General features: G+C 74.6%; 17 protein-coding genes. 8 read left to right on the top strand and 9 right to left on the bottom strand.

Going from position 1 to position 15968, the window contains the following annotated elements; genetic code table 11:
* The first annotated feature begins 17 nt into the window (after positions 1–17).
* Together Aru02nite_RS32100 and Aru02nite_RS32095 are read left to right on the top strand one after the other, a co-directional pair.
* Entirely contained in the window at positions 18–1595 is a 1578-nt protein-coding gene (locus Aru02nite_RS32100) for a sensor histidine kinase (RefSeq protein ID WP_203663960.1), read from the top strand.
* The gene (locus Aru02nite_RS32095) at positions 1592–2233 is read left to right on the top strand and encodes a response regulator (RefSeq protein WP_275408763.1); all 642 of its coding nucleotides are present in this window, start codon (positions 1592–1594) and stop codon (positions 2231–2233) included. Before Aru02nite_RS32100 ends, Aru02nite_RS32095 begins: the two co-directional genes overlap by 4 nt.
* Here the strand turns inward: Aru02nite_RS32095 and Aru02nite_RS32090 are convergent.
* From Aru02nite_RS32090 to Aru02nite_RS32075, 4 genes are all read right to left on the bottom strand, one after another.
* Positions 2206–3501, bottom strand: a complete 1296-nt coding sequence (locus Aru02nite_RS32090; protein ID WP_203663958.1) for a glycosyltransferase family 2 protein — start codon at positions 3499–3501, stop codon at positions 2206–2208. The two genes, Aru02nite_RS32095 and Aru02nite_RS32090, sit on opposite strands and share 28 nt — an antisense overlap.
* A 232-nt stretch (positions 3502–3733) precedes the next feature.
* Positions 3734–4450, bottom strand: coding sequence for a dienelactone hydrolase family protein (locus Aru02nite_RS32085; protein WP_203663956.1), 717 nt, complete (start codon positions 4448–4450; stop codon positions 3734–3736).
* 69 nt (positions 4451–4519) lie between these two features.
* The gene (locus tag Aru02nite_RS32080) at positions 4520–5155 is read right to left on the bottom strand and encodes a TMEM175 family protein (protein WP_203663954.1); all 636 of its coding nucleotides are present in this window, start codon (positions 5153–5155) and stop codon (positions 4520–4522) included.
* Between the two features lie 86 nt (positions 5156–5241).
* Positions 5242–6036: a TetR/AcrR family transcriptional regulator gene (locus Aru02nite_RS32075; RefSeq protein ID WP_275408766.1), complete on the bottom strand. Its 795-nt coding sequence runs from the start codon at positions 6034–6036 to the stop codon at positions 5242–5244.
* Here Aru02nite_RS32075 and Aru02nite_RS32070 point away from each other — a divergent pair.
* Positions 5954–7750 (top strand): long-chain-acyl-CoA synthetase, encoded by a 1797-nt coding sequence (locus tag Aru02nite_RS32070; protein WP_203663952.1) that lies wholly within the window; start codon positions 5954–5956, stop codon positions 7748–7750. The two genes, Aru02nite_RS32075 and Aru02nite_RS32070, sit on opposite strands and share 83 nt — an antisense overlap.
* Before the next feature lie 101 nt (positions 7751–7851).
* Here the strand turns inward: Aru02nite_RS32070 and Aru02nite_RS32065 are convergent, their stop codons facing one another.
* A complete protein-coding gene (locus Aru02nite_RS32065; RefSeq protein ID WP_203663951.1) occupies positions 7852–8691 on the bottom strand; it encodes a glycoside hydrolase family protein in 840 nt (279 codons plus the stop codon).
* Positions 8692–8909: 218 nt separating this feature from the next.
* On the opposite strand from Aru02nite_RS32065, the gene Aru02nite_RS32060 reads away from it, so the two are divergent.
* The gene (locus Aru02nite_RS32060) at positions 8910–10025 is read left to right on the top strand and encodes a glycoside hydrolase family 76 protein (RefSeq protein ID WP_203663950.1); all 1116 of its coding nucleotides are present in this window, start codon (positions 8910–8912) and stop codon (positions 10023–10025) included.
* A gap of 72 nt (positions 10026–10097) precedes the next feature.
* Here the strand turns inward: Aru02nite_RS32060 and Aru02nite_RS32055 are convergent, their stop codons facing one another.
* Positions 10098–10277: a hypothetical protein gene (locus tag Aru02nite_RS32055; protein ID WP_203663949.1), complete on the bottom strand. Its 180-nt coding sequence runs from the start codon at positions 10275–10277 to the stop codon at positions 10098–10100.
* Positions 10278–10574: 297 nt separating this feature from the next.
* Here Aru02nite_RS32055 and Aru02nite_RS37365 point away from each other — a divergent pair, with 297 nt between their 5' ends.
* The gene (locus Aru02nite_RS37365; protein ID WP_203663948.1) at positions 10575–11060 is read left to right on the top strand and encodes a winged helix-turn-helix domain-containing protein; all 486 of its coding nucleotides are present in this window, start codon (positions 10575–10577) and stop codon (positions 11058–11060) included.
* Positions 11061–11137: 77 nt separating this feature from the next.
* On the opposite strand, the gene Aru02nite_RS32045 is transcribed toward Aru02nite_RS37365, so the two are convergent.
* From Aru02nite_RS32045 to Aru02nite_RS32035, 3 genes are all read right to left on the bottom strand, one after another.
* Positions 11138–12430 (bottom strand): WD40 repeat domain-containing protein, encoded by a 1293-nt coding sequence (locus Aru02nite_RS32045; protein ID WP_203663946.1) that lies wholly within the window; start codon positions 12428–12430, stop codon positions 11138–11140.
* Entirely contained in the window at positions 12420–12905 is a 486-nt protein-coding gene (locus Aru02nite_RS32040; RefSeq protein ID WP_203663944.1) for a sigma-70 family RNA polymerase sigma factor, read from the bottom strand. The genes Aru02nite_RS32045 and Aru02nite_RS32040 overlap by 11 nt, the downstream gene beginning before the upstream one ends.
* An 83-nt stretch (positions 12906–12988) precedes the next feature.
* Positions 12989–13438, bottom strand: coding sequence for a DUF3995 domain-containing protein (locus Aru02nite_RS32035; protein ID WP_203663942.1), 450 nt, complete (start codon positions 13436–13438; stop codon positions 12989–12991).
* A gap of 121 nt (positions 13439–13559) precedes the next feature.
* Here Aru02nite_RS32035 and Aru02nite_RS32030 point away from each other — a divergent pair, with 121 nt between their 5' ends.
* Genes Aru02nite_RS32030 through Aru02nite_RS32020 form a run of 3 tightly spaced genes read left to right on the top strand, consistent with a single transcriptional unit; the run spans position 13560 to position 15858 of the window.
* Complete coding sequence (locus tag Aru02nite_RS32030) at positions 13560–14831, top strand: alpha/beta fold hydrolase (RefSeq protein ID WP_203663940.1); 1272 nt, start codon at positions 13560–13562, stop codon at positions 14829–14831.
* 5 nt (positions 14832–14836) lie between these two features.
* Positions 14837–15385: an RNA polymerase sigma factor gene (locus Aru02nite_RS32025; protein ID WP_203663937.1), complete on the top strand. Its 549-nt coding sequence runs from the start codon at positions 14837–14839 to the stop codon at positions 15383–15385.
* The gene (locus tag Aru02nite_RS32020) at positions 15382–15858 is read left to right on the top strand and encodes a hypothetical protein (RefSeq protein ID WP_203663936.1); all 477 of its coding nucleotides are present in this window, start codon (positions 15382–15384) and stop codon (positions 15856–15858) included. The genes Aru02nite_RS32025 and Aru02nite_RS32020 overlap by 4 nt, the downstream gene beginning before the upstream one ends.
* Positions 15859–15968: the final 110 nt, after the last annotated feature.

Here is a 15968-nt window from a genome sequence, read left to right as displayed (position 1 = left end):
GACGTAGAGTCGGCGGCGTGACGGCCCCGGGCCTGCCCGACTCCCTTCGCCGGATCGTCCGTGCGGCGCGCGCCCTGACCGGCGCGGGCCGTTGCGTGCTGGGTACGACCGACCCGGCCGCCCTCGTGTACGACCCGGACTGCGGCGACGCGGGAGGCGACGCCGACGACGGGGAACCGGTGCCCGACGACGTGGTGGTGCGCCTGGTCGCGGCGGACCGGCCGCTCCGGCTGTCCGACCTGACCGACCTCTCGCCGGGCGACCCACGGACCGCTCCGGCCCGCTCCCTGCTGGGCGTACCGGTGCCCGGGGCGGACGGTGCGCTCGGCGGCCTGTACGTGGTCGACGCGCCCGGTACCGACTTCACGGCCACCGACCTCGACGTACTGTCCGCGCTCGCCGCCGCGGCCGGCGTCGCCGTCGCCGGTGCCCGTACCGATCGGCGGGAGCGGTGGGTCACGGCGTCCCAGCAGGTCACCGCGGCGCTGCTGGACGACCTCGACCAGGACGGCACGCTGCACCTGATCGCCGAGGCGGCGCGGCAGGTGGCGGGCGGCTCGGTCGCCGGCATCGCCCGCCCGTACGACGGCGGCCGGCGGCTGGTGTTCGAGGTGGTGGCGGGGGCCGGCGACGACGTCGACCAGCTCACCGGCCTGTCCGTACCGCCGGAGGGCACGGCGACCGGCGTCGCGTTCACCACCGGCGAACCCATCACGGTCCGGCGGTACGGGGAGAAGGTCATCGCGCAGCAGGCCGGGACGCCGCGCGCGCTGCCGGGTCTGCTGCACCGACTGGACTCGGCGGTGGCGGTGCCGCTGACCGTCCGCGGCAGCACGCTCGGCGTACTGCTGGTGGCCCGGATCGGCGACGCGACACCGTTCGGCGCGCACGAGGTCGGCTTCGTCCGGGCGTTCGCGGCGCAGGCGGCGCTGGCCGTCGAGTTCGGGCGCGCCGCGGAGCAACGGCAGCGGCTGGCGGTGTTCGAGGACCGCGACCGGATCGCCCGCGACCTGCACGACCTGGTCATCCAGCGGCTGTTCGCGCTCGGCCTCGGCATCGAGGGCATCAGCCACCTCAGCCCCGACCCCGCGGTACGCGAGCGGCTGGAGCAGGCGGTGCACGAGCTGGACCGCACCATCCGCGACGTCCGTACCAGCATCTTCACGTTGCGGGAGCCGGCCGAGGCGTCCGGCGGCGTGCGCTCGGAACTGCTCCGCCAGGTCCTCGACACCGCGCCGATGCTCGGGTTCGAGCCGCGGACCAGCTTCGACGGGCCGCTCGACTCGGTCGTACGCGGGCCGGTGCGCGCCGACCTGCTGGCGACCGTACGCGAGGCGCTGAGCAACATCGCCCGGCATGCCGAGGCGTCCGCCGCCACCGTGGACGTCGCGCTCGACGCGACCGGACGGCACCTGACGCTCGCGGTCACCGACGACGGCGTCGGTACGCCCGCGGACCGGACCCGCAACAGCGGCCTGGCGAACCTCGCCGCGCGCGCTGCCCGCTGGCACGGCGAGCTGACCGTCGGCGCCGGGCCGGGCGGCCGCGGTACCGCCCTGAACTGGACCGCCGACCTGCCGGAGGAGCAGCCGTGACGATCTCCGTGTTCCTGCTCGACGACCACGAACTGGTCCGCGCCGGCCTGCGTACGGTGCTGGAGGCGACGGGCGACATCCGCGTCACCGGCGAGGCCGGTACCGCCGCGGACGCGTTGGCCCGCGTCCCCGCCGTACGGCCGGACGTCGCGATCCTCGACGTACGCCTGCCGGACGGTGAGGGCGTCACGGTCTGCCGCGACCTGCGCGCGTCGATCGAACCGCCGCCCGCCTGCCTGATGCTCACCTCGTACTCCGACGACGAGGCACTGTTCGGCGCGATCATGGCCGGCGCCGCCGGGTACCTGCTGAAACAGATCTCGGGTGCCACCGTGGTGTCCGCGGTACGGACCGTCGCGGCGGGCGGGTCGCTGCTCGACGCGCACCTCACCGCCTCGGTACTCAGCCGGCTGCGCGGCGAGGGCGAGGCGCGCGACCCGGCGTACGAGGCGCTGAGTCCGCAGGAGAGGCGGGTCCTGGCGCTGGTCGCCGACGGCCGCACGAACCGGCAGATCGCGACCGAGATGTACCTCGCCGAGAAGACCGTGAAGAACTACGTGTCGTCGATGCTGCACAAGCTCGGGTTCGAGCGGCGCACCGAGGCCGCCGTCTACGCGGCGCGGCGCACCAGGTCCTGACCGCCGGCCGGTTCGGTGAGCGGACCGGTCCGGACCCGTCCGGTACGCCCGGCGAGATGCCGGCCGAGCGCGCGCCAGCTCGCCACCAGCCCCAACCCCACGAATCCCGGGTACGCCAGCCCGGCGAGCAGCGCCCGCCCGGGTGCGGCGTCCGCGTACCGGAGGAGGTAGGTGACGGCCCAGAGCAGGCCGGGGCCGAACAGCACGGCGAGCCAGCAGGCGAGCGTGCGGGGCGACGGCGCGCCCGTCCCGACCAGACCGCCGAACCCGACGCCGAGCGCCATTCCGGTCGCGGTGAGCACCACCATCCCGAGTACGGCCAGCGCGAGCGGGGTGCGCACCCACGGCGCGAGCAGGCGGCACCCGAACCCGAGCCGGGCCGGCGGCCGTACGGACGGGTCGGTGAGCAGGCGCGGCACGTACCGCAGGCACTGCAGGTCGCCCTGCGCCGCGCGGGTACGTGACCGTGCCGTCGCGCGTCCGTCGGCCGGGCCCTGCCGGGTGACGACGGCGTCGGCGGCGTACCGGACGCGGCGGCCGGCGAGGTGCAGCCGCAGGCTCAGGTCGAGGTCCTCGGCGGGGCCGCGGGACCACGGCCGGTCCCCGAACGCGCTCAACGCGGTCAGCCGGACGAACTGGCCGGCACCGCCCAGCTCGGCGCTGCCCAGCCGGTCCCGCAGCCGCTGCCCCGCGTCGGCCACGCCGCCGGTCGCGAGGTCCTGTTGCACCGCGGCGAACCGGCGCCGGTCGCGGACCCGTACGGCGCACTGGACCGCCGCCACGTCCGGATCGCCCAGGTACGCGCCGATCTCGGCGAGCATGCCCGGTGTGCCGCGGCCGTCGGCGTCGAACACGCCGAGTACGCACCGGTCGACGGAACCGTCCGCGACGGCCGCGTCCCAGACGTACCGGTACGCGGCGTTGAGCGCCTCGCCCTTGCCGTGCCGCGCGTTCGGCGTGACCCGGCGCAGCAGGAACAGCCGCGGGTCGTCGATGCCGGCGACGATCCTCGCGGTCCGGTCGGTCGAGCCGTCGTCGACCACCAGTACCCGGACGGCGGGGTCGAGCGCGAGCGCGGCGGTGACCGTCCCGGCGATCCCGGCCTCCTGGTTCAGCGCGGGCAGGACCAGCCAGAACACCGGCGTCTGCGCCGGCCGCCAGGGGCGTACGGCCGGGCGGGGCCGCCACCGGACGATCCCCGCCTGCGCCAGGTTGTACGCCGGCCACGCCAGCAGCAGGACCAGGAGGACGAGGGCGGTGTCAGCCATCGTGACCGTCCCGGCGCCGGCACACCCGGACCCGGTGTGCGCGCGGGTGGGCGCGCGCGGACGCGTACCCGTTGCGGGACGGGGACATGGCGACTCCTTTGTGGCGGACCTGTTCACGGTGCTCTGTCGGTACGTGCTCCAACCAGGGCCGATGGACCCCATCCAGCCGGCCACCACCCAGGCTCCGGTACGAGCGGTGTCGACGCGACTCCGTTCGGTGGCGGCGGGGCGGTCAGGGCGGTGGGGCGGAGCCGAGGTGGTCGGCGAAGAAGCGCAGGATGCGGTCGCGCGCGGCCAGCGCCGCCCGCTCGTGGTACCGGCTGGCGCTGACCTTGCCGAACAGCGCGGTCAGCGCCGACACGTCGGCCCGCGCGTGGTCGTTCAGGAACGCGTGGCCGGCGCCCGGGTACAGCCGCACCTCGCCGTCGACGCCGGCCGCCGGCAGCGCCTGCCGTAGCCGTTCCGCCGAACCCCGGACGACCCGGTCCCGGGTGCCGTACGTGCCGAGGATCGGGCAGGCGCCGGACAGTACGCTCGCCGCGTCTGCCGGTACCGGGCCGTAGTTGACGGACGCCGCGGCGAACCCGTGGTCCGGCGCGAGCAGCAGGGCGAAACCGCCGCCCACGCAGAACCCGATCACCCCGATCCGACCGGTGCAGTCCCGTTGCGCCGCAAGCCATTCGCGTACCGTGTCGACGTCGTCGAAGGCCCGGCCGTGCCGGGTCCGTACGTCGCGCAGGAACGTGCGGAGGCAGCCGATCCGGCCCCCGCGGTACAGCAGGTTCGGTGCGGCTGCCAGGTATCCGGCGCCGGCCAGCCAGTCCGCCTGGCGCCGCAGGTCGGGGCTCATCCCGACGAGATCGTGCACGACGACCACGCCGGGCCACGGACCCGGGCCGTCCGGTCGGGCCACGTACACCGGCATCGCGCCGATCCTGGTGTCACCCATCGCCCCATTCTGGGCCACCACGGCGTTTCCGGGCGCCGTTTCCCCACGTACCGGGTGACCCGGGATGGCTCAGCGCGTGAACCGGTACTGCAACCGGTACGACAGGCCGCTGATCGGCAGCAGCGGCAACAGGACGTCGAGCGCCAGGGTCGGCCACACGCTCAGCCACACCACACCCGTCGCCACCAGGTACGTGCCGACCGGCAGCAGGGTGAGCCGCCGGCTGACGCGTACCATCCGGCCCGGCATGTCGGCGACCAGCGCGGCCGGACCCGTTGCGTACCACCAGGTTGCGGCGTCGAGGCCGGTGACGAGCAGCAGGCTGGCGTTGTAGACGGTCAGTGCCAACGGATCCAGCAGGTGCGCGGCGACCAGGCGGGTGGTCCACGGCAGCAGCGCGACGACCGCCAGCAGCGCCAGGCTCAACCACGTGTGTACGTGGTCGGTGCGCCGCACGTACTCGAAACCGTTGCGGTGGCCGAACCACAGCACGCCGAGCACGACCATGCTCTCCGCGTACAGGAGGAGGTGGGTGGCCTGGCCGTGCAGGACGGCGGCCACCGAGCCGTGCCCGTCGCCGGTGGACAGGTCGAGCACCAGCAGCGTCATCGCGATCGCGAACACGCCGTCGGACAGCGCCTGCAACCGTTGCGTGCCGCCCTCCGAGCGCGGATGCGCCGTCCGTACGTTCCTCGACCTGAGCACCGCCACCTCCTCCGCCGGCGGACCAGTATCCATGCCCGTCGGTCCGGGTCGGCAGGGAGGTCGTGCAGCTCAGCGTGGGCGCGGGGTCAGCCGGCGGGGCCGCGCACGGACTGCCAGACCCGGTCGGGCAGGACGCGCCGGGCATCGTCGAGGTCGACGCCGGGCGCCCCGGCCAACCAGCGTCGGGTGGCCTCCGCGGCCGGCCCGATCACGAGCATCTCCAGCAGCGGTACGGGCAGGTCGACGATCTGCCCGGCCGCCACGTACGGCCGCAGCCAGGCGTCGACGGCGGCGAGCCGGGGCGCCTTCACCGCGGCGATCCGGGCCGCGTGCTCCGGCAGGAACGCCGCGTACGCGGAGGCGTGGATCAGGTGCGCCCGCGCGCGGTTCGCCCCGGCCCAGTCCAGGTATCCGGTGACCGCGGCGGCGATCCCGGTGCGCGCGGTACGGGTGCGGCCGAGCGCGGCGACGACGGCGGCGAGCAGGTCGTCCATGCACTCCGCGTACAGCGTGGCGGCGAGCCCGTCGAAGCTGCCGAAGTGGTGGTAGAGGCTGCCGACGCTGACGCCGCTGGCCTGCGTCACGGCGGTCATCGTGAACCCGGCCGGGCCGGACCGCTCGTACGTGCGCATGGCCGCGTCGAGCAGCCGGCGGATGGTCCGCTGCCCCCTGCTCTGCGGTGCTGCGACGGTACTGATGCTCGGACTCCCGACGGGCGCGCGTTGACGGCTGGCGTCGGTACCGACGATACTTCTAGAGAGACTCTCTAGTTTGCCGAATGTGCCGGACGGGAGTGCGATGACGGGACCGGTCGCCCGCACGTTCAGCGTGCTCGACCTGCTGCGCGCGGTGCCGGGGACGCTCGGCGACCTGGGCACCATCACCCGCGGCGCGGTCGGCACGCTCACCCTCACCGCGGACAGCCGCGCCTCGATCGGCCTGGTGTTCCAACGGATCGCCGCCCGGCACCCCGATCGCGCGTTCCTCACCTTCGAGGGCACCACCCTGTCGTACGGCACGGCCAACGCCCACGTCAACCGGTACGCGGCGGTGCTCGCCGACCGTGGTGTCGGCCCCGGCGACGTGGTCGGCGTACTCGCGACCAACCGGCCCGGTACGTTGCTCGTGGCGCTCGCCGCGGTGAAGCTCGGCGCGATCGCCGGCCTGCTCAACCACCACCAGCGCGGCGCCGTCCTCGACCACGGCCGCCGCGTACTCGGGGCCCGGGTGGTCGTCGTCGGCACGGAGTGCGTCGAGACGTGGGAGTCGTCGACTCCGGACGACACCGACGTGGTGTGCCTGCCGGTGGACGGTGCGGTGGCCGACGGGATGGACGACCTGGACCGGCTCGCCGCCGGCGCCGACGACCGCGACCCGCCCGGCTGCGCGCGGCTGCGGGCCGGCACCACCGCGTTCCACGTGTTCACCTCCGGTACCACCGGATTGCCGAAGGCCAGCGCGATGTCGCACCTGCGCTGGCTCAAGGGCATGAACTTCCTCGGCCGGGTCGGCGCCCGCCTCACCCCGGACGACACCCTGCACTGCTGCCTGCCGCTGTACCACAACAACGCGCTCACGGTGTCGCTGTCCGCGGTGCTCGCCGCCGGCGCCACGCTGTCGCTGAGCCGGACGTTCTCCGCGTCCCGGTTCTGGGACGAGGTGATCGCCGCCGACGCCACCGCGTTCATCTACATCGGCGAGCTGTGCCGGTACCTGGTGAACCAGCCGCCGCGGGACACCGACCGCCGGCACCGGGTCCGCGTCGCGCTCGGCAACGGGCTGCGGCCGGAGATCTGGCCGGAGTTCACCGCCCGGTTCGGCATCCGCCGCGTCGCCGAGTTCTACGCGGCGAGCGAGGGCAACATGGCCTTCATCAACGTGTTCAACCTCGACCGTACGGCCGGGTTCCTGCCGCTGCCGTTCGCCGTCGTGGCGTACGATCCGGCGACCGGGCTGCCGTCGCGCGGCCCGGACGGGCGCCTCCGGCGGGTACGCACCGGCGAGTCCGGGCTGCTGCTGACGAAGGTGACGACGCGCTTCCCGTTCGACGGGTACACCGACAAGGGCGCCACCGACGCGAAGCTCGTACTCGGCGCGTTCCGTACCGGGGACGCGTGGTTCAACACCGGGGATCTGGTGCGGCGGCAGGGCTTCCGGCACATCGCGTTCGCCGACCGGCTCGGCGACACGTACCGGTGGAAGGGCGAGAACGTGGCGACCGCGGAGGTCGAGGGCGTGCTCGCCGAGCATCCCGACGTCGCCCAGGCCGTCGTGTACGGGGTGGCCGTGCCCGGCGCCGACGGCCGCGCCGGGATGGCCGCGGTACGGCTGCGCCCCGGCGCCGCGTTCGACGGCCCCGGCCTCGCCCGGCACGTACTCGACCGGCTGCCGCGCTACGCCGCGCCGCTGTTCGTCCGGGTGGTCGACGAGGTGGCGCAGACCAGCACGTTCAAGGCGCACAAGGCGAAGCTGCGCGACGAGGGGTACGACCCGGACCGGGTGCCCGACCCCGTGCACGTACTCACCGCTGACGGCTACGTGCCCGCCTACGTCGGGTACGCCGACGACGTGGCCACCGGCGCGGTCCGTACCTGAGCGCGGCGGGACCGCGCCGCGCGGCGGATCCGGCTCAGTACCAGGCGAACGAGGCGTGGCCCGGCGCGCCGTACCCGCGTCGGGCCACGTCGACACCGCGCCTACCGGCCGGTGCGCATGTGGTCGATCAGCCGGGTCGCGCGGTCGCCGACCTGGGTGGCCCAGTGCGAGTTCTGCATCGAGGTCGCCGCCGCGTTCCAGTCGCCGTTGGTGAGCGCGGTGTGCAGCTGGTGGAACTGGCCGAGCGTGGCCGGACCCATGTTGAACGCCATGTTGGTGAGTACCCGCTGGCGCACCGGGTCGAGCTGGTCGAAGCCGGCGTAGTAGTTGCGCGCGGTGGTGACCGCGGTGCCCACGTCGTGGCTGAACAGCTGGTTGACCTGGTCCTGCGTCAGGTCCTGGGTGCCGGCCCGGACCGCGGCGTAGTCGGCGCCGACGGCGGCCAGCCGGGCGCGCGCGTCGCCCCGGTCCAGGTTGAAGCCGATGCCGACGGTCGGGTGCCCCGCGGTGTCGGTGTACACGTGGGTCCGGTTGCCCTCGTCGATCCCGAGCTGGTCGCGCAGCTGCTGGTCGGTGGTCATGTCCGCGGCCTGCGTGCCGGGCGCGGCGGTCTGCGCGGCCTGCGCGGTCTGCACGGGGTCGTCCCCGTACCCGGTGGCCACGGCCTGGTCGGTCTGCTGGTACCCCTGGTTGCTGGCGTGGATGGCCTGGTTGACCCGTTCCAGCAGTTGCCGGAGCTGGTGCAGGGAGCTGACCTGGCTGCTCTGCAGGTTCGCGTTCGCCGCGGCGACGTCGCTGCCGACCCCGGCGAACGCGGCGCCGTCGAGTACCGCGGAGGACAGCTCGCTGATCACGTCGCCGGCCCGGGACAGCAGCGAACGGACGTTGCCGACGGTGTCGCTCACCGCCTGCGGGTGGATCTCGAAGGAGTCGGAGGTCATGGCGTGCGCTCCTCGGTCGGGTCTGGTGCCCCCATGGTCCTCGCCGGCCGGCCCGCGCCACACGACACAATTACCCAATCCGGCGGCCGGCCGGTCCACTGTGGACGATGCTCCCCGGTGATGACAACGGTGGACAACGCGCTGTCCCTTCCGCTACCTTTCCCCCGAATCGGTACGCCCGCGCGGTGCGCAGTCCGCGCCGGCCCTCGGGAGGATCGATGCGACGGATCCTGCTCCTGCTGCTGCCCGCCCTCGTGACGCTGGGGCTCTGCACCGCCCCGGCCCACGCCGCGCACCCCCGGCTCACCGCCGACTTCGCCCGCGCCACCGACGTCCTCATGGCCTCGTACGACCAGGACACGGCCTGGTGGCCGGCGAGCTGGTGGAACTCCGCCGTCGCGCTGACCACGATGATGGACGAGATGCAGCGCACCGGCGACCGGCGGTACCTGTCGATCGTCGACCGCACGTTCGAGACGAACAAGGGCACGTTCGCGGCGGGGGAGCGCAGCTCCGACCCGATCGAGGGCGACTTCATCAGCCGGGCCATCGACGACACCGAGTGGTGGGCGCTCGCCTGGATCGAGGCGTACGACCTGACCGGCGACCGCACGTACCTCGACGAGGCCGTCACGATCGGCACCTACGTCGACGGGTACTGGGACACCGGCACCTGCGGTGGCGGCGTGTGGTGGGACCGCGAACGCACGTACAAGAACGCCATCACCAACGGCCTCTACGTCCGGCTCACCGCCGCGCTGCACAACCGGATCCCCGGCGACACCGACTGGCTCGACCGCGCCACCACCGCCTGGCACTGGTACGAGAACAGCGGCCTCATCAACGCCGACGGTCTCGTCAACGACGGGCTCGACGGCTCGTGCCACAACAACGGCCAGACCGTCTGGACGTACAACCAGGGGCTGGCGATCGGCGGCGCGCTGGAGGTGTGGCGGGCGACCGGCGACGCGTCCGCGCTGGCCACCGCACGGCGACTCGGCGACGCCGCCATCGCCTCGCCGCTGCTGGTGTCCGGCGGGATCCTCACCGAGTCGTGCGACGCGCCGGACGCCTCCTGCGACGACAACCAGAAACAGTTCAAGGGCATCTTCATGCGGTACTTGGCCGACCTGGTCGACAGTACCGGCGACGCGACGTACCGGGCGTTCGCACAGACGCAGGCGGACGCGATCTGGAACGACGACCGCGACGCCGAGGACCGCATCGGGTGCCGCTGGTCCGGCGCCGACCCGGCCGACCACCCCAACGCGCGCGACTGGCGTACCCAGGCGAGCGGACTCGGCGGCCTCCTCGCCGCCGTACCGGCCGCCTGAGTCGTCGTCGCAGCGTCACGGTCCTGCCGGCTCGGCAGCATCGGCGGGACCGTCCATGGTGGACGGTGGGCCTCAGTCGGAGCGGTCGGGTTCGGTCGGATCGGTGTCGGTCCAACCGATCCAGCCGCAGTCGTGGCAGACGATCTCGGCACCGGCGCTGGTTCCGGTACCGAGCGCGGCGGACGGCCGGACGTGCAGCACGTCCACCTCGCGGCTTCCGCAGTCGAGGCACCGCGGTTCGAGAGGTTCCACGTGCTCGACCGTACGCCGGGCGGCGGTGGTCGCGGACCGAACTCGCAGAACACGGTTCCGCGTGGGAACCGTCACGCCGGCCACCCTTGCGATAACCCTACTGATTTGGTCGACTTCAAGGGTGACGGTACGGCGGCGGTTGGTGACACGCGCCCACATCGACCTCGGTCGGGTGTGGTCGTCCTCGTGTCGCGCCTGAACCCCGACCGCCACCGGCGTACCCGGATCGCGGACGGACACGGCCCACCGACCGAACCGGCCCGGCACCCGGGCCCGACGCCCCGAGGACCCCATCAGATGAGTACTGCCACGCGCCCCGACCCGGTCACCGTCACCGTACGGATCGAGGTGACCTGCGACGAGCCGGCCGCCGCCCGGCGCCTGACCGGACTGCTCCGCGCCCTCGGCCACGACGCCGGAACCCCCGCCGTACCGCCGCGACCGGTGCCCGTCCCGCCGCTCTGCCTCTACCCGGACCGGGCGCGCGTCACCCTCGACGGCGAGGACCTCCGCCTGACCTACAAGGAGTTCCGGCTGTTGACCTACCTCGCCGGCAACCCCGGGCGGGCGTTCACCCGGGACGAACTGCTGCGTACCGTGTGGGCGCAGGCCAACCCGACCGGCCACCGCACCATCGACGTGCACGTACGCCGGCTGCGGGTGAAGCTGCGCGGGCGCGGGCCGACCATCGCCACGGTGCGCGGCGTCGGGTACCGGCTGGACCGCGCCGACCAGGTCGCCGTCATCGCCGACGGCGACCTCCCCGTGGTCCGTTCCGCCTGACCCACCGGCACCTCGGCAACGGTGCGACGGCTTGCGTTCGGCGTCCGCGGCGTTCCGCGCCGGGACCGCGGCGTCCGTCAGGTGGTGGTATCGCGGCGCCGTCGACGGGTACGGCGGACCGCGGTAACCACCACGGCGGCGACGATCGCCAGCAGGGCGAGGGCGACCAGCACGGGACGTACGGCCCAGTCCGGCCAGGGACCGTACCCGGGGTGGTCGACCCGGACCGTACGCAGGTGGGGCAGCAGGTCGGCGGCCATGTCCACGGCGGTGCCCGAGCCGTACTCGTCGGCGCTGACGACGGTGGCGGAGGTGCCGTCCACCGCGTGGGCGACGAACGCGTCGGGCGCGGCACCTGCCCGGTCGACGTCGTACGTCACCACGTGCCGGTCGTCGGTCCAGCCCATCAGGGCCGGTGATCCGGCACGGAACCCGGCCGGTGGCCGGTCGGTCGCGTCCAGGGCCAGGAACCGGAAGCCGGTGACGTCGCCGTCGAGCGCGCCGACGGCGAGCGCCAGGTACCGCCCGTCGGGCGACCACGCGTGCGGGCCGTTCAGCGCGGCACCCGACACCGGGTGGCGGGCGAGCTGGTGGCCGTGCAGGTCGAGGACGACCACGGCGTTGCCGACCTGCGCGGCGATCCGCCGCCCGTCCGGCGCGAACGCCAGCCCGCAGCCGCTCGCCCCGGTCAGCGGCCGGGTCCGCCCCGTACGCAGGTCGAGGAGCCGGGCGGGGACCGGCCCGTCGCAGACCGGCCCCACCTCGCCGCTCGGGATCCGTTGGTACGCAACGTAACGGCCGTCCGGCGAGAACGCCGCCGGCGCCACCGCACCAGGCCCCACCTCGTACTCGTGGTCGGTGCCGGTCCGGGTGTCGACGACGCGCAGGATGCCCTGGCTGGTACCGCTCACGATGCTCCCGCCGTCCGGGGCGAGCAGCTGGCTGGTGATCGACGTGGACCAGGCGTCGACGCTCCGGTACGTGCGCCCGTCGGCGCCGACGGCGAGTGTCTGGCCGCCGGTGAGGTCCCCGACGACGGGCAGGTCCGCGTACCCGACGAGCGCCACGACCGGCCCCGGTGGCGACTGCTCGACGGACGCCGCGGACAGCGACGGCGGCGCGAACGTCGCCGGCATGGCCGCGGACCGGCGCGGCGCCGCGGGTGGCGCGGAACGGTCCCGGTGCGGCAGCAGGGTCGCCGCGACCACGAGCGCCACCACCAGCGCGACCGCCGCGGCCGCGGCGACCGGCGCCAGCCACCGCCGCCGGACCGGGGGAGTACGCAGCGGTGGTGGTGGCGCACCGTCGGCGGGCAGGCCCGCGTCGTCGCAGGCCGCGGACAGTGCCGCGCGGATCGTCTCAGCACTCATCGACGTACTCCCGGAGGATGGTGCGGGCGCGGTGCAGCATCGACTTGACCGTGCCCGGCCGGCAGCCGAGCGCGGCGGCGATCTCCGCCTCGGGCAGGTCAAGGTAGTAGCGCAGGAACACCACGGCGCGGTGCCGCGGCCGCAGCCGGGCCAGCGCGGCGCGTACGGCGACGGTCTCCGGTGCGGTCGGCGGGTGCGTACCCGGGTCGCGCGGCTGCCCGTGCCGGCGCTCCAGCCGACGCCGGCGTACCCAGGAGGTGCAGCGGCTGACGACCGCGCGGCGCAGCCACGCCGCCGGCTCCGCGACGTGCGTCCACCTCCGGTACAGCTCCAGGAACGCGTCCTGCACGACGTCCTCCGCCGCCGCGACCGACCCCGTCGTCGTGTACGCCAGGCGCACCAGCACGGCGTACTGCCCGGCGTACACGTCGTCGAAGTGGCGCTGTGGGGTGTCGGCGACCGACCCCGACCTCACTGTCACACCCGTATGGCGCACGACCGCCCGCACCGGTTCCCTCCAACTTCGCCGCGGCCCCGAGCATGGCGGGCGCGGTCGAGTCAGGCCGCCGGCGCGCGCCGACCGCGGAGCAGGACGAGCAGCGACGCCAGGCACAGCAGCACGCACAGCGGGGTGTACACGGCGAGGTTGAGCAGGTGGAAGGTGCTGGCCGGATCGTCGGTGCCGAGCCAGACCAGGCCGGCGAGCGCGCGGACGCCGGTGCCGGCGGCGACGCCGAGCGTACCGAGCAGCGGCAGCCAGCGGGGCAGCCTGCGAGCCACGAGGCCGGCGCGGGCCAGGACGAGGACGGCGGCGGCCGACAGCGCGGCGGCGAGCGGCAGCAGGACCGGCGGCGTGAACGGTACGTCGGCGTCGAGCAGCGCGCGGGAGAGCGCCGGCACGGTGGCGGCGGGCCAGGCGCTGCCGGTGGCCGCCCAGTACAGGTGGAGGAGGCAGTCGGCGCCGAGGACGGCCGCGACGGTGACGGCGGCGGTTCGGGTGGATGTCATGCCCGATCGAGGCGTCCCCGGTGCCGCCGCGCTCCCCGCTGTGGCTCCGGTCACGCCGGGGAGTGTCGCCGCGCCCGGGCTCCTCCTTCCCGACGAGACGCCACGGCGGAGGGAGCGCGTGATGCGCAGACGGACGATGCTCGGACTCGCGGCGGCGACGGTCGCCGCGGTGGGCGCGCCGGCCACGGTGCGGGCGGCGCCGCGACCGTGGCGCGAGGAGTACGTGTCGCTCGGTGGCGGCGCGCACCCGGTGCACGTGTACCGGGTCGGCGCGCCCACCGCCCGGCAGGTGCTGGTCCTGGTCGCGGGGCAGTTCGGCGCCGCCGGCGGGTACCGGATCCTGGCGCGGGGGCTGGCCCGGCGGCTGCCCGGTACGCAGGTGTGGGCGGTGGACCGGCGGCAGGCCGACCTCGCCGACCTGTCCGTACTGCGCGGCGGTGACCTCGACCGGTCCACCGACCGGTACCTCGCCGGCCGGTACCGGTCGTGGACCGCCGGCACGGCACCGTTCGCCGCGGACTGGGGGCTCGCCACGACGCTCGCCGACGTACGCCGGGTGGTGTGCGCGGCGCGGGCCGACGGTCGCCGGGTCGTCCTCGGCGGGCACTCGTGGGGCGCCACCACCGCCCTGCTGTACGCCGGGTGGGACTTCGCCGGGCGGCCCGGCCACCGCGACCTGACCGGCCTGGTACTCCTCGACGGCGGAGTGCACGATGCGTTCGCCGGCGAGGGCGACGTGTACCGGGTGACGCCGGCGCAGGCGCGCGACGGGCTGGTGGCGATCGCCGCGGGGGAGGTGTTCGACCCGTCGCTGACGATGGGCCGCACCGAGACGTACGCGGTGCTGGCGCTGCTCGCCGGCCGGTACGCGCGCACCGCGCCGTCCGCGCCGTCGACGCTCGCCGCGCGGCTGCCGGCACCGCTGCGCCCGGCCGGTCCGGTCGACAACCTCGGCCTCGTCGAGCACCTGTACGCCAGCCACCCGCTCGTACCGGACCTGGCGATCGGCCCGGCGTACACGTCGGTCGCGGCGGCGGCGGAGGTGCTCGCAGGCGCCGGCCCCACCGCCTTCGAGTGGTACTGGCCGCAGCGGCTCACGCTCGACCTGTCCGCCGCCGACCCCTTCTCCCGCACCGCGACGACCGACGTACTCGGGTTGCGGCCGTGGCACGGCGCGAGCATCGACGTGCCGCTGTACTGCTTCCAGACCGGCCTGACCTGCGGCAGCGTCACCGCCGCCGCCCGCTGGGTCACCGCGCACTCCCGGATCCCGACCGCCACGTACGCCGGGGACGAGGCCATGACGCACCTCGACGCGCTCTGGGCCGACCCGCGGCGCAGCCCCGTGGTGGACACCGTCGTACCGTTCCTGCGACGGCTCGACGAACGGTGAGGACCATGACTCAGCGGTGGCCCGACGGCGACACGCTGTCCGACCCCGCCACCCGCGACCGGGTGGTACGTGCCGCGCAGGCCGGCGACGCGATCGCGCTGTCCGACCTGCTCGACGCGATCACCCCGTACGTGCGGCGGTTGTGCGGGCCGATCGCGCTGGCCGACGCCGCGGACGCCGCGCAGGAGGCGCTGATCGTCGTCATGCGGCGGATCGGGTCGCTGCGCGAACCGGCGGCACTCTACGGCTGGGTCCGGGTGATCGCGGTCCGCGAGGCCGTCCGCGTCGCCCGCGGGTCGAGCCGCGCGGTGCCCGCCGAACTGCCCGAACTGCCCGCGCCGGACGATCCGGCGCTGGCCGCCGACGTCGCCGACGTGCTGGACCGGCTGTCACCGGAGCACCGCGCCGTGTTGGTGCTGCGCGACGTGGACGGGTTGGACGAGACCGAGGCCGGCGCGGTCCTCGGCGTACCCGCGGGCACGGTGCGCTCCCGGCTGTTCCGGGCCCGCCGCACGTTCCGCCGGGCCTGGCTGGGAGAACGGAGTACGCGGTGAACTGGCCGATCGGCGAACTGGACGAGGTACGCCGGCTGCGCGTCCTGCACGCGGCGCTGCCCGGCACCACCCTGGCCGAGACCGTCCTGCCCGACCCGTACGACACGGTCTGGCCGGTGCTCAGCGACCTGGAGCACGGCTTCTGCGCGTACGCCCCCGGCATCACCGCCATCCGTGTCACCGACCGCGACGGCGATCGGATGCGCGCCGACATACGCGACCGGATCGGGCTGCGCGCCGCGTTCGACGTGGTGCTGCGGGACGGCTGGTGCGTGATGCAGAGCCGGCTGGTGGTCTTCGGCATGGCCGCGACACCCGTCGACGGCGGCACCCGGATCGGCTACCTGATCGGCCTGCGCCTGCCCGGCATCCACCGGTACGGCCGGCTCGCGTCGGCGCTGGCCCGGCCGTTCGCCCGGGGCGTGCTCGGTGTCGCCCGCCGCCGCTGGCTGTCCCGGCCGCGGGACGCCTGACCGGACCGGGATCGGCTCAGTGGCACCGCATCCCGACCCGGACCCGGATGAGGTCGCAGGGCCGCGACGCGCCGAGCGGGATGCCGGAGCAGTTCGGGCCGGAGTGCCGA

Source organism: Actinocatenispora rupis (genome assembly GCF_016861975.1).
GTDB lineage: Bacteria > Actinomycetota > Actinomycetes > Mycobacteriales > Micromonosporaceae > Actinocatenispora > Actinocatenispora rupis.
This window is presented reverse-complemented; position numbering and strand designations above follow the sequence as displayed.